11 protein-coding genes are annotated in these 14,233 nt (G+C 55.1%); 1 reads left to right on the top strand and 10 read right to left on the bottom strand.

All coding sequences use genetic code 11. The features are described from left to right. Positions 1 to 66: 66 nt before the first annotated feature. Positions 67 to 1,341: an O-acetylhomoserine aminocarboxypropyltransferase/cysteine synthase family protein gene (locus K6123_RS07205; RefSeq protein WP_221795834.1), complete on the bottom strand. Its 1,275-nt coding sequence runs from the start codon at positions 1,339 to 1,341 to the stop codon at positions 67 to 69. Positions 1,342 to 1,433: 92 nt separating this feature from the next. On the opposite strand from K6123_RS07205, the gene radA reads away from it, so the two are divergent. Beyond that, positions 1,434 to 2,804, top strand: a complete 1,371-nt coding sequence (gene radA / locus K6123_RS07200) for a DNA repair protein RadA (protein ID WP_221795831.1) — start codon at positions 1,434 to 1,436, stop codon at positions 2,802 to 2,804. 40 nt (positions 2,805 to 2,844) lie between these two features. On the opposite strand, the gene K6123_RS07195 is transcribed toward radA, so the two are convergent. From K6123_RS07195 to K6123_RS07155, 9 genes are all read right to left on the bottom strand, one after another. Then, entirely contained in the window at positions 2,845 to 3,237 is a 393-nt protein-coding gene (locus tag K6123_RS07195; RefSeq protein WP_221795828.1) for a Na+/H+ antiporter subunit G, read from the bottom strand. Positions 3,238 to 3,248: 11 nt separating this feature from the next. Then, the gene (locus K6123_RS07190) at positions 3,249 to 3,518 is read right to left on the bottom strand and encodes a K+/H+ antiporter subunit F (RefSeq protein ID WP_221795825.1); all 270 of its coding nucleotides are present in this window, start codon (positions 3,516 to 3,518) and stop codon (positions 3,249 to 3,251) included. Further along, positions 3,512 to 4,000: a Na+/H+ antiporter subunit E gene (locus K6123_RS07185; protein ID WP_221795823.1), complete on the bottom strand. Its 489-nt coding sequence runs from the start codon at positions 3,998 to 4,000 to the stop codon at positions 3,512 to 3,514. Before K6123_RS07185 ends, K6123_RS07190 begins: the two co-directional genes overlap by 7 nt. Then, entirely contained in the window at positions 3,997 to 5,502 is a 1,506-nt protein-coding gene (locus K6123_RS07180; RefSeq protein ID WP_221795821.1) for a monovalent cation/H+ antiporter subunit D, read from the bottom strand. The genes K6123_RS07185 and K6123_RS07180 overlap by 4 nt, the downstream gene beginning before the upstream one ends. Further along, positions 5,499 to 5,873, bottom strand: coding sequence for a Na+/H+ antiporter subunit C (locus tag K6123_RS07175; protein ID WP_221795818.1), 375 nt, complete (start codon positions 5,871 to 5,873; stop codon positions 5,499 to 5,501). Before K6123_RS07175 ends, K6123_RS07180 begins: the two co-directional genes overlap by 4 nt. Then, on the bottom strand, positions 5,873 to 8,668 hold the full coding sequence (locus tag K6123_RS07170; RefSeq protein ID WP_221795815.1) for a monovalent cation/H+ antiporter subunit A: 2,796 nt from the start codon (positions 8,666 to 8,668) through the stop codon (positions 5,873 to 5,875). Before K6123_RS07170 ends, K6123_RS07175 begins: the two co-directional genes overlap by 1 nt. Positions 8,669 to 8,864: 196 nt before the next feature. Beyond that, a complete protein-coding gene (gene hemE, locus K6123_RS07165; protein WP_221795812.1) occupies positions 8,865 to 9,929 on the bottom strand; it encodes a uroporphyrinogen decarboxylase in 1,065 nt (354 codons plus the stop codon). Between the two features lie 95 nt (positions 9,930 to 10,024). After that, a complete protein-coding gene (locus K6123_RS07160) occupies positions 10,025 to 12,667 on the bottom strand; it encodes an Ig-like domain-containing protein (protein WP_221795810.1) in 2,643 nt (880 codons plus the stop codon). A 137-nt stretch (positions 12,668 to 12,804) separates the two neighbouring features. Next, complete coding sequence (locus tag K6123_RS07155) at positions 12,805 to 14,223, bottom strand: FAD-dependent oxidoreductase (protein WP_221795807.1); 1,419 nt, start codon at positions 14,221 to 14,223, stop codon at positions 12,805 to 12,807. Positions 14,224 to 14,233: the final 10 nt, after the last annotated feature.

Raw genomic sequence — 14,233 nt, 5'->3', positions numbered from 1 at the left:
GGAATCTGAAAGGCCGCTATTATGCCCGACCCTTCAGTCTTCTGCAGTGCAACAGCAACCGGCGACTTACGCCAGTGCTGCTTCCAGAGCCTGCTGGATATCAGCAATGATGTCGTCCGCGTGTTCGATGCCCACCGAAATCCGCACCAGATCCGCCGACACACCAGCGCTGGCGAGCTCCTTGTCATTCAGCTGACGGTGGGTGGTAGTGGCTGGATGACAGGCCAGGCTCTTGGCGTCACCAATGTTCACCAGTCGCTTGATCATCAGCAGTGCATCAATAAAACGCGCGCCCGCTTCCTTGCCACCCTTGATACCAAAACTGAGGATCGCCGATGGCCGACCAGCGGTCATGCGCTGAGCCACTTCGTAATACGGACTCTCTTTCAGGCCAGCGTAGTTGACCCAGCTGACCCCCTCATGCGCCAGCAGATATTCCGCCACTTGCTGGGCGTTTTCACAGTGGCGGTCCATGCGCAGCGGCAGGGTTTCCAGCCCCTGCATCAGCAGAAAGGCATTCATGGGCGACAGCGCTGCACCCATGCTACGCAGCGGAACCACACGGGCGCGACCAATAAAGGCCGCCGGACCGAAGGCTTCTGCATACACTACGCCGTGATAGGACGGGTCTGGCTGGTTAAAGTGCGGGAAACGCGGGTTATCTTTCCATGGGAACTTGCCTGAATCGATAATCGCACCACCCAGAGTGGTGCCGTGGCCGCCGATGTATTTGGTCAGCGAGTGCACCACGATGTCACAGCCGAACTCGAACGGCCGACAGAGGTAGGGTGTCGCAACCGTATTGTCCACAATCACCGGCACGCCATGACGGTGAGCCATATCAGAGATGGCCTGCAGGTCCACCACGTTACCGGCCGGGTTGCCAATGGATTCACAGAAGACGGCGCGAGTGTTGTCGTCGATCAGAGCCTCCAGCGCAGCAACGTCGTTGCCGGATGCCATCCGCACTTCAATGCCCTGTTGTGGAAAGGTATGGGCGAACAGGTTGTAGCTGCCGCCGTACAACTGGCTGACGCTGACGATGTTGTCGCCAGCGCGGGCGACAGTCTGGATCGCCGCAGTAATCGCCGCCATCCCGGTCGCCATACAAAGCGCACCAATACCGCCTTCCAGCGCCGCCAGCCGCTGTTCCAGCACGTCGTTGGTCGGGTTCATGATGCGTGAATAAATATTGCCCGGTTCTTTCAGATCAAACAGATCGGCACCATGCTGGGTGTCGCGGAAGCTGTAAGAGGTGGTCTGGTAAATCGGCACTGCCACCGCGCGGGTCGTTGGATCATCCGCAAATCCCGCATGAATCACCTGGGTCTCGAATTTCATCTGGTATCATCCTTTCCTGTTATTGTTTTGCCGCGACCAGCCGTCGCCCGGCGTCGAAGGATGATCCAGCAGCCCCAACGGTGTAAAGACTTATGGCCAAAAAGAAGACTGCCTACGTATGTAACGACTGTGGTACCGACCACTCCAAATGGCAGGGTCAATGCTCCGGTTGTGGGGCCTGGAATACGCTGCAGGAATTTGTTGTCAGCGCCGCCAAAACCCCGGCCCGCAGCGCCAGTCTTGGTGGTTATGCTGGCAGTGCCGGACAGAACGGCATCCAGCGTCTGGCCGAAGTGGATCTGGCCGAACAGCCGCGTTTCAGCTCTGGTATGCAGGAATTTGATCGGGTGTTAGGGGGCGGTCTGGTACCCGGCTCGGCGATTCTGATTGGCGGTCATCCGGGGGCTGGCAAATCGACTCTGCTGTTGCAAACCATGTGCAACCTGGCCAGCCAGATGTCGGCGCTGTATGTGACCGGCGAAGAAAGCCTGCAACAGGTAGCCATGCGTGCCCATCGGCTGGGGCTGCCGACCAACCAGCTCAGCATGTTGAGCGAAACCAGTGTCGAACAGCTGATTCATACGCTGCAGCAACACAAGCCCGCCATCGTTGTCATCGACTCGATTCAGGTGATGCATGTCGAAGGAGTGGAGTCGGCGCCCGGCAGCGTCTCGCAGGTGCGTGAAAGTGCCGCCATGCTGACCCGCTTCGCCAAGCAAACCAACACGGTATTGTTGCTGGTCGGTCACGTCACCAAGGACGGCACTCTCGCAGGCCCGAAAGTACTCGAACACATGATCGACTGTTCGATCATGCTGGAAGGCTCGGGTGACAGCCGTTACCGCACCTTGCGTGGAATCAAGAACCGCTTTGGCGCCATCAATGAGCTGGGGGTGTTTGCCATGCTCGACAGTGGTTTGCGGGAAGTGAAGAACCCCAGTTCGATCTTCCTCAGTCGTGGCGAAGAAGCCTCACCCGGCAGCGTGGTAATGGTGATCTGGGAGGGCACCCGGCCGCTGTTGGTCGAGATTCAGGCGCTGGTCGACGACAGCCATCAGGGTTATCCCAAACGAGTGGCCGTTGGCCTCGACCAGAACCGTCTGAACCTGCTGCTGGCGGCCATGCACCGCCACGGCGGTATTCATCTGGGCGATCAGGACGTTTATATCAACGTGGTTGGTGGTGTGAAGGTCAACGAAACCAGCGCCGACCTGGCGCTGTTAGTGGCGGCACTGTCGAGCTTCCGGGATACGCCGATTCCACAAGACACCATTGTGTTTGGTGAGGTGGGTCTGTCTGGCGAAATCCGCCCGGTACCATCCGGTCAGGAACGTATTCGTGAAGCCGCCAAACACGGCTTCCGGCGGGCTATTGTGCCGAAAGCCAATGCTCCCCGGCAGCCGATTGAAGGCATGCAGGTTATTGCGGTCGACAAGCTGCAGCAGGCGCTGGAAGCTATTTGAGCCGGTTCAGCAAACCTGGTTTCAACAGCCTCAGCAGCCGTCATTCAGACGGCTGCTGAGTCGCAGAGCCTGGCACAGCCGTTGGCGACTGCCGCTCCCGGGCCTGTTCGGCCAACGCCATATTCACAGTCCCGTCACGCATCGGCACGCGCCGATGCAGGGCTGCCTTGGCAATCATGTAAGCTGATACCGGTGCCGTGATAAACAGGAACAGGCTGATAACCAGCTCCTGAATCGCAAAGCCTTCACCCCGCACCGCATGCAAGCACATGGAAGCGATCAGGATACAGCCAATACCCAGCGTGGTGGCCTTGGTCGGCGCATGTAAACGGGTGTAGACGTCCGGCAGCTTGACCATGCCAACCGCCCCGATCAGTACAAACACGCCGCCCATCACCAACAAGAACGACGCGATCCATTCAACCAGAGACATAAGCGTCACTCCTATTCAATGATGTCGCCGCGCAGCAGGTATTTCGACAAGGCTGCAGTGCCAACAAAACCCAGCATGGCAATCAACAGCGCCGCTTCGAAAAACAGGCTGGTATCAAAATAAATGCCCAGCAAGATGATCAGGGCGATGCAATTGATGTACATGGTATCGAGCGCCAGGATGCGATCGGTAACGGTTGGGCCGATAATCAAACGCCAGGCATTCAGCACCAGCGCCAGCCCGACCAGTACAGCCACGCCCAGCAAGACCTGATCTAGCATGCAAAAATCTCCTTCAGCGGCTGCTCGTAACGCTGCTTGATCAAGTGGATCACAGCCTCTTCGGTATCAATGTGCAGCACGTGCACGTAGAGCCATTTCATATCTTCAGAAAAGTCCACGCTGACCGTACCGGGCGTCAGTGAAATGGTGCTGGCCAGCACCGCCAGCGGGAACTCGCCTTCGAGATCCAGCGGCAAGGCCACCATGCCCGGCCGCAAGCTGGCGTTGGGCGACAACACCCGCACCGCCACTTCAAAGTTGGACTTGATGATATCCAGCAGCACCATCAGGGCATAACGAAGCGCCAATAATGGACGTTTGACCGTCGGGTGTTCGTCCATCAGCGGGGCGGCGATCAGACAGATGCCAACGCTGATGATAAAACCCAGAATCAGATGGCCAACGCTGAAGTCGTTCAGGAACAGCCACACCAGCAGCAGAATCAGCGTGTGTATAGGCATCGGGAACAGGCGTTTGATCATGATGCACCTCCGGTCGGCAACACTCGGGTATCAATGCCCTGATACAGACCTTGTGCCGCCGCGGCGGTGTAGTCGGTCAGCCAGCCGGCACCAACCACCATCAACACCAGTGCCAGTAACAGCACGCCGACACCGACCAGCTGCAACGGATGCGCCTGGGCGGTACCCGGCTTGCCGTCGCGCACACGCCAGAACAGCGTACTGCCCGCCCGCGACAACACCAGCAGCGCGGCCAGGCTGGCAAGCAACAATGGCGGCCAGATCCAGCCGGCTTCGCCCTGCTGCAATGCCGCTTTCATCATCAGCGCCTTGCCAATAAAACCGGACAACGGCGGCATACCGATCAAGGCCAGCGCCGCGACAAAAAACAGACTACCCAGCAACAATGGCTGGCTGACAGCTCGAGCGGCGACAAAACGATCTTCCGCCTTGCCGCGCTGCGCCACAATCATCCCCGCCAGCAGGAACACCAGCGCGGTCGCCAGCGTACTGTGCAGTAGATAATACAAACCGGCGCTGGTGGTTTGCTCGGATGGCATCGCCACCATCAGCAACAAACTGCCAACCGAAATAATTACCAGATTGGCCGCCAGTGAACGCAGGGTCTGACTCGCCAGCACTGCAATAATGCCCATCAGCAAAGTCAGCCAGGCCAGCGGCCACAACCAGGGCAAGGCCACATTGGCCAGCCCGCCGGCCTGTTCACCAAAGATAGCGCCATGCACTCGCCAGAGACTGTAGATGCCCACCTTGGTCATGATCGCAAACAAGGCCGCGACCGCCGCAGGTGAAGCCGCATAGGTTTTTGGCAGCCAGAAATGCAGCGGCAACATCGCCGACTTGAGGCCAAAGACAATTACCAACAACAAGGCTCCGGCTTTTGCCAGCGTCAGGTCACCGCCCTCAATCGAACTCGCGACCCGCGCCATATCGGCCATGTTGAGAGTGCCGAAAGTACCGTAAAGGATACCCAGACCAATCAGGAACAGTGCCGAGCCCGCCAGGTTGAGGATCACATAATGCAGGTTGGCAGCCGTCTTCTGCTTGCCGCCGCCATGGATCACCAGACCGTAGGAGGCAATCAGCAGCACTTCGAAGAAGACAAACAGGTTAAAGATGTCGCCGGTCAGGAAAGCGCCCTGAATCCCCATCGCCTGAAACATCAGCAGCGGCTGGAAGAAGCGGCCTTCGGCGTCGTCACCGCCACTGGCGTACAGCTGTACGGCCAGTACCAGCACCGAGGTCAGCAACAGCAAAATGGCTGACAGGCGGTCGACCACCAGCAAAATTCCGAACGGCGGCTGCCATTCACCGACCGCGTACAGCAGTGTGCCATCACGATCGACCGTGATGACCAGCAATGCAGCCACCGCCAGCATGATCAGCGACGCCAGCGTTCCCAATGCCCGCTGACGATTGTTCACTTCATTAAACGGCGGAATCAACATCAAGGCACCGGTCACCAGCGGCACCAGTACCGGCAAGATTGGCAAGTGGGTCATGACTCGCGACGCTCCTTGCGGCTCTTGTACTCAGCCGAGATATCCAGTGCCGACTCACGGCCATCGACCTGGTCGTTACCCAGGTCGGTGCGGGCCCGAATCGCCAGAATGATGACAAACGCCGTCATCGCAAAGCCAATCACAATTGCAGTCAGTACCAGCGCCTGCGGCAGTGGATCGGTGTAATTTTCCGAACTGCCCAAAATGGCTGCACCGTTAATGACCAGGCGGCCACTGGCAAACAGGAACAGGTTGGTGGCGTAGGACAACAGCGTCAGCCCCAGAATCACCGGGAAGGTCTGGCCCCGCAGCATCAGAAACACACCGGCAGCGGTGAGGAAGCCAACCGCAATGGCAAAGCTGAATTCCATTATTGATCTCCCGCACGCAGACGTTCAGAAGTGGTCATCTTGCCGAGGTTGGCCAGAATCAGCAGGGTTGCACCGATCACAGTCAAATACACTCCGAGGTCAAATACCATGGCGCTGGCCAGCTCAAACTTGCCAACGCCCGGCAGATAGAAATAGTCGTACCAGGTCTTGAGGAAATTATGGCCAAAGAACCAGCTACCGACGCCAGACAGAATAGCGATACAGAGGCCACTGGCGATCAGTGCCTGATAGTTGATTGGCATACGTTCCTTCATCCATTCAACGCCATGGGCAACGTATTGCTGGATCAGCGCAATTGCAGTGATCAATCCGGCGATAAAACCACCACCCGGCATATTGTGACCGCGCAGGAAAATGTACATGGATACCAGCAGCGCCAGCGGCAACAGGCTCTGTGACACCAGCGCCAACAGTACCGAGCGGCGCTCTTTTGACCACGGAATCCCGTTGCTGTCAGCCGATGGCATAGCCAGGGCGATGCGCGCCAGCAACTTGTAAATGCCCAATGCGGCGATACCCAGAACGGTAATTTCGCCCAGCGTATCGAAGCCACGGAAGTCGACCAGAATCACGTTCACCACGTTGGTACCGCCACCACCGGTCTTGGAATTGGCGAGGAAGAAATCGGAAATCGACGTCAGCGGCCGCGTCAGCATGGCATAACAGATGGTACCCACCACACTGCCAAACAGGGTGGCAACGCCGAGGTCGCGCACAATCACCCGCAGCGAGCTGTCGAGCGCCGGGCTGTGCTGCGGCAGGAAGAACAGTGCCAGCAGGAACAGCAGAATGGTCACCACTTCCACCGACAACTGGGTCAGCGCCAGATCCGGTGCCGAGAAGTAGGCAAAGGCAATGGATACGATCAGCCCCACCACCGACAGCGCCAGCAGTGCCCGCAAACGCCGATGGCTCCACCAAACCGTCAGTATGGTTGAAACGATCAGCAAGCCGGTACAGAAGGTCACCACCCAGTTGGTGGGAATCTGCGGCCGCAGGCCTTCCACCGCCAGCATCGAAAACAGCGGTGATGCCATCATTGCCAGCGCCAGCAGTAACATCAGGAACATCGCCCGCTGCAACGAGCCATTTTCAATCCACTCATGTACCGCCGTCATGCGCTGTACCAGCTGCTGCACAGCGCCTTCAAAAATCAGTTTGGCATCCAGCTCACGGAACTGGCCCTGAAACTGGAACAGATGACGGCGGTTAATATAGATCAGTGCGCCACAGGTGACGGCCGCAGCACTCATCGCCAGCGGCACATTAAAGCCGTGCCAGATCGACAGGCTGAACTCCGGCACCGGCCGTTGCAACACAGCGCCAGACGCCGCATTCAGCAAGTCACCCACCATAAATTGCGGGAAAATTCCTACCAGCAGACACAGGACCACCAGCACTTCAACCGGCACCCGCATATAACGTGGCGGTTCGTGCGGGGTTTTCGGCAGGTCTATTGGCTCGCCGTTAAAGAAGACGTCATGCATAAAGCGCAGTGAGTAAGCGACCGCCAACGCCCCACCGATGGTTGCCAGCAGCGGAATCCACCAGGACAAGGCGCCAAGGGTGTCCTGTCGCAGGGTTTCGGCGAACATCATTTCCTTCGACAGGAAGCCGTTCAGCAAGGGCACCCCGGCCATCGAAGCCGCCGCCACCATCGCCAGCGTGGCGGTGATCGGCATGTAGTTCCACAAGCCATTCAGCTTGCGCATATCCCTGGTGCCGGATTCGTGGTCGATGATACCCGCCGCCATAAACAGCGACGCCTTGAATACCGCATGGTTAATGATGTGGAACACCGCGGCCACGGCCGCCAGATCACTACCCAACCCCAACAACAGGGTAATCAGACCCAGATGGCTGATGGTCGAGTACGCCAGCAGCCCCTTCAGGTCATGCTTGAACAGCGCCGTGTAAGCGCCCACCAACAGAGTCGCCATACCGGTCAGGGAAACCGCAATAAACCAGAAATCGGTATCTGCCAACACCGGATAGAAACGCGCCATCAGGAACACCCCGGCTTTCACCATAGTGGCCGAGTGCAAGTAGGAACTAACCGGAGTCGGTGCCGCCATCGCGTGGGGCAACCAGAAATGGAACGGGAACTGGGCAGACTTGGTGAAGGTTCCCAACAGGAACAGCACCAGAATAATCGGATAATAATCGCTGAAGCGCAGGGTATCGCCCATCGCCAGCACTTCCCGCAGTTCGTAAGTACCGGCAACATGACCAATCAACAGCAGCGCCGCCAACAAGGCCAGACCACCGGCACCAGTCACCGCCAGCGCCATACGTGCGCCCTTGCGGGCATCACTGCGATAGGACCAGTAGCTGATCAACAGGAACGAGCTGATGCTGGTCAGCTCCCAGAACAGCCACAGCTGAATCAGGTTATTCGACAACACCACACCAAGCATGGCGGTCATAAAGAAAATCAGCGAAGCGTAGAACTGCGGCATCGAATCCCGCTCGGACAGATAATAACGAGCGTAGAGAATCACCAGCAGGCCAATGCCCAGAATCAATAGCGCAAACAGATAAGCCAGACCATCGAGGTGCAACGAAAGATTCAGCCCCAGCGATGGGATCCACTCCTGCCACCAGGTATCGACTTCACCGGCAAAAATCTTCGGCGTCTGGCGCAGCAGAATCACCAAAGCCGCAAAAGGAGCAATAGCAGTAGCCCAGGCGCAGGCAGTTCGCCCCATCCTGGCGGTGATCAGCGGCGCCATTATGCCCAGCATGGGCAACAGCAGAATCCACAATACGTTCATATAGAGGTAAGGCCCTATCTATTTGAGTCCATTATCCTGGTCGGGTCGTACCAAGGCATCAGAAGCGAACTTCAAGCGTTGTAAAGACCGCAGAACCTTATCATGATTCCGCGAATTAGAGGATAAACCACCTGTCCGTGATAGCTTTCAGCAATGAGGATAACAAATGGCCCCTCTGAGTGCGGGGCCAGAGAACTTAGCCGTGATAGGCCGGGCTCAGCTCAACCACAGCTTCAACAAACGCCTTGGCATGATCCGGATTCACAAACTGGTGAATGCCATGCCCCAGGTTGAAAACATGACCGGAACCCTGGCCATAGCTGTCGAGGATGCGTTTGACTTCGTTACGAATGGTCGCTGGCGAAGCGTACAGTACCGAAGGATCCATATTGCCTTGCAGGGCAACGCGGTCACCGACACGGCTACGGGCATTGCCGATATCTGTTGTCCAGTCCAGACCCAAGGCATCAGCACCGGTATCAGCCATCGACTCCAGCCACTGACCACCACCCTTGGTGAATAAAATCACCGGGATCTGCTGACCTTCGTGCTCGCGAATCAGACCATCAACAATTTGCTTCATGTACTTGAGTGAAAATTCACGATAGCAAACATCACTCAGGCTACCACCCCAGGTGTCAAAGATCTGTACCGCTTGGGCACCGGCACGAATCTGGGCATTCAGGTAATCAATAACGGATTTTGCCAGCGTATCCAGCAGCTGATGCATCACTTCCGGCGTGTCATACATCATCGCCTTGACGTGACGGAAGTCCTTGGAAGAGCCGCCTTCGACCATGTAGGTCGCCAGCGTCCACGGACTCCCCGAGAAACCAATCAAAGGCACACGACCGTTCAGTTCAGAACGGATAGTGCTCACGGCTTTCAGTACATAATCCAGATCCGCTTCAGTATTCACCACAGACAGACTTTGCACATCGGCTTCAGTGCGGATGATCTTGTTAAAGCGTGGACCTTCACCGGCCTCAAAATACAGCCCCAGCCCCATGGCATCCGGAATGGTCAGAATATCCGAGAACAGAATTGCCGCATCCAGTGGATAACGATCAAGCGGCTGAATGGTGACTTCACAAGCCAGTTCAGGATTCATACACAGCGACATAAAGTCACCGGCTTTGGCACGAGACTCGCGATACTCTGGCAAGTAACGGCCAGCCTGACGCATCATCCAGATGGGAGTACGGTCTACCGGCCGACGCAGCAGAGCCTTGAGGAAACGGTCGTTTTTGAGATGAGACATGCAATCATCCGTCACTGGGAAATTATCAGTGACGGATGATAACAAAAATCGCAGCTTTCAGATTGATCTGAAAGCTGCGTCCTTACCAGTAAATATTAGGGGGTTAAACGAACAGTAAGGCTCGCTTCATCGCCAGAAGCAGTGATTTCAATATTCTCTGGTTCGTCCTCAGCTGTGTATGAAACATTATACAAGCGGCCAAAAGTCGGTAAGCCCGTATAGCTACTGTCTTCTTCCAGCAAATATCCCAGCGAGTTACCGACATCACCTGAACTGCCGAACACATCATAGCCACTTCCAGACAACGCAAGAGATGTTCCGCTTGCCGGGAAATTCCCATTGCCATCCTGTAGCAATACATAGAAAGTTCCTGACACCCCAAGAGTAATGTCATCCACCTCTGTGAAGTTGACACCATCAGCAGAGGTATACAAACGCATTACGACATTGGAGTCGCTCTGAATGATCCGGATAGACTGACGAACATGAGCCAGGTTGGCGCAATGCCCAAGAGCCACAGCACTATCCGAACAAGTCACACCTTGGTAAACAGTTGATTCGGTATCGTCATAGACTTCATCTGAATCGAAGTCAGCGAAAAACTCAACTGGAGCACTGTTGTAAGTATCCACAGCACCATTCCAGTTATCATCACGAAAAGCCTCTGCCAAACCTACAAATGGCTCAGGATCCCCAGAAGTCAGTACATCAAACAAGCCATTTCCATTGGTATCTGTATAGCCGCCTTCACCAATGGAGTAGGCCGTAATCGTTGTCATGCCCAAAATAGTATTCAGGGTTTCATCATCTGTCGTTGATGGATCATCAACAGGATAGAGTTCGTTGACTCGATGCAAGCTTGTAGCATGGTTACCCGGGCGAGTACCGCTGCTGTACCAGGTCACAGAACAAGTCCCACCAGATGTTTCACAGGAGCTTTCAATCGTTCCACTTTCTGCAGTGAAGTTCACTGTTGTTCCATCTGCAACCGGGTTTTGATATTGGTCAGCGGCATAGACAGTCACAGAAACTTCGGTCCCATTAAAGTCATACGCCCGCGGGTTAAACACGTCGACAGCGATATCAAAACTATCCTGATCAGCAATACCGGTAGTGATCGTAATTGGCTGGGAGTTAGTACTGATTTCAACACCAGACCCCGACAACGTAGTGGCACGGACAGAAGTAACAGCGTGACTTGAGCCGGAATTTACAATCACCGTCACCTGGCCACTGGAGTCTGTAACATCGGTGTCAGTCGTAAGCCCGCTACCAAGAGTAATACCTCCGGTCGTGTTGTTCAGACTGAAATCTACCTCTTGTCCTTCAACCGGCTCTCCCTGCTGATCGACAACCGTAAAAGTTACTACGGATTGTTTCGGCAATACCGGGTCACCAATATCTTTCAGAGACAAATAAGCCTCAGACACACTGTCAAAACTGATCCCACCGACTTCAGCCGACTGAATAAAAATAATACCGGTAATAGCTTCGCTGTTGATGCGAGTTGTTAGTTCGCCATCAACGACCGTATACAGATAAGCACTGAAGGAATCTGACAGGCAACCTGCTGCAGTGTAGGTAAAACGCACCTCGCCATTGGTTGTCGTTTTCTCTTCTTCATCCAGCGTTGCAGTTCCATCTTCGACGCAGCTTGACTCCAGGGTTACGCCGTAAGTTGTTCCGGAAATTTGCGCATCACTGTCATTGGCATCAACAATATTGGCTTTAATCAGCATGGTGCCGCCAGCAGACAGCTTCAGGCTATCATCCACGCTAGCAGAGGTCGGAGAATCTCCATATTCGCTCTCACGCACGCCATTAACCAGCAGTTCGCTGTAAAAAGCGTCGTCAACGATTACGCCAAGTTGGGGATCCTCCCCCAAAGTAACTTCAATTGTTTCAGTAAGAACCGCGTAGCAACCACTGGTATCAGCAAGGCTACAGGATGATGTATCAGATCCAGAAACCAACACAGTGACGGTATTATCACCAGCACAGCTGCTATAATCTGCCAAATATTGATTATCAAACGTACCGGAGGAATTGGTCGCACGCGCAATGGTGAAGCTGCCGTCATCGCAGTCACTAAACCAACGAGCGACATAGCCGGTATCGGTTATCAAGGCATTGGAGTCCAGCGGGTTAACCAGGTTAACCGATAGCTCAGTGCCTTCATCATCAGTCACTTCCAGATCACCATCCAGTTCACCTTCAATGAAAGACGCGCCAGATCCAGTTCCAAGAGCGGGGTAATCGGTTTCAATCGTTGCCGTCGCAGTATCAATGAGCGAACCGGTGTCACCGTTATACATGCTTACGGTGATTGTATCTCCATCTGCACAGCCCTTGTTACGGTAAACAGAGCTGACAGAGTTGGTCGTACTGTAGGTACTGGTAATGGAAAACTCGGCGGAGGAACATGCCGCAGCGAAGGTATATCGATAGCTGTCGGTCAGTGCTTCATTGGTGCTGTTGGTATCAACACCATCGACTGACACAGTAATATTGCCACCAACCAGAGCATAATCTGCAGACAGCGTAATCGCACCTTCTTCAAAATCAGCGCCTGTCCCGCTTCCCAAAGCGGCGCTGACACTTGCTCCGGAGGAACCTGTTGAGGTGTCAGAATCTGTCGAACCACCGCCTGTATTTGCGTCAGCGACTGAGCCACCGCCGCCACACGCGGCCAGGGCCGTAGCCAGAGCCCCCAGGATGAACAAACCTCGTACCGACATACAGACAAGCTCCCTTATAACCGTTCCTGACAATTTTACGAGCTAGGGAGCATACCATTTACGTACGACAAACGACCACCTACAAAAAACGCGGCCGAAGCCGCGTTGTCTACTGTTCATCACATTTTTGAGATGAATCACACATTCAGGTAGTCGAGGATACCTTCAGCAGCGTTACGACCTTCGTAAATTGCCGTTACCACCAGGTCAGAACCACGCACCATGTCACCACCCGCAAATACTTTTGGGTTAGTGGTTTGATGAGCGAATTCCTGTTCAGCCGGAGCAATAACGCCTTCCCAGCTGTTCAGTTCGATACCGAATTTGGCGAACCATGGCGCCGGGCTTGGACGGAAGCCAAAGGCTACCAACACAGCGTCCGCTGGCAGGATTTCTTCAGAGCCTTCCACCACCTGTGGACGACGACGGCCTTTTTCATCCGGCTCGCCCATCTCGGTGGTAACCACCTTGACGCCTTCAACCTTGTCTTCACCGATAATGGCGACGGGCTGACGGTTGAACAGGAACTTCACACCTTCTTCGCGAGCGTTGGTTACTTCACGCTTGGAACCCGGCATGTTGGCTTCATCACGACGGTAGGCACAGGTTACCTTTTTGGCACCCTGACGCACTGAGGTACGGTTACAGTCCATCGCGGTATCACCACCACCCAGCACAACAACCTGCTTGCCCTGCATGGAGATGAAATCAGCGGCGTCTTTTTCGAAGCCCAGGTTACGGTTGACGTTGGAGATCAGGAAATCCAGCGCGTCGTATACGCCTGGCAGATCTTCACCCGGGAAACCACCTTTCATGTAATTGTAAGTACCCATGCCCAGGAACACGGCATCGAACTCGTCGATGATGTCCTGGAAATCGATGTCCTTACCAACTTCAGTGTTGAGGCGGAATTCGACGCCCATACCTTCAAACACTTCACGACGGTTCGACATCACGCTCTTTTCGAGTTTGAACTCCGGAATACCGAAGGTCAGCAGACCACCGATTTCCGGGTACTTGTCGAACACCACTGGCGTCACGCCGTTACGAGCCAGAATATCGGCACAGCCCAGACCAGCAGGGCCTGCACCGATAATGGCCACGCGTTTGCCAGTTGGCTCAACCCGTGACAGGTCAGGCTTCCAGCCCATCGCAAAGGCGGTATCGGTAATGTATTTCTCAACATTACCAATGGTCACCGCACCAAAACCGTCGTTAAGGGTACAGGAACCTTCACACAGACGATCCTGTGGACAAACGCGGCCACAGACTTCTGGCAGAGAGTTGGTCTGGTGACTCAGCTCTACGGCTTCCAGGATATTGCCTTCACTGGCCAGCTTGAGCCAGTTTGGAATGTAGTTGTGTACCGGACACTTCCATTCGCAATACGGGTTACCACATGCCAGACAGCGGTGTGCCTGTTCATTTACCTGAGCCTGATTAAACGGTTCATAGATCTCTACGAACTGCTTCTTGCGCAGGGAAACTGCTTTTTTCTTGGGGTCCTGGCGACCCACTTCAACAAACTGAAAATTATTGTTCAGACGTGTTGTCATCGTGAACCTC

The sequence above is a fragment of the Oceanobacter mangrovi genome (assembly GCF_019740315.1).
GTDB lineage: Bacteria > Pseudomonadota > Gammaproteobacteria > Pseudomonadales > Oceanobacteraceae > Oceanobacter > Oceanobacter mangrovi.
This window is presented reverse-complemented; position numbering and strand designations above follow the sequence as displayed.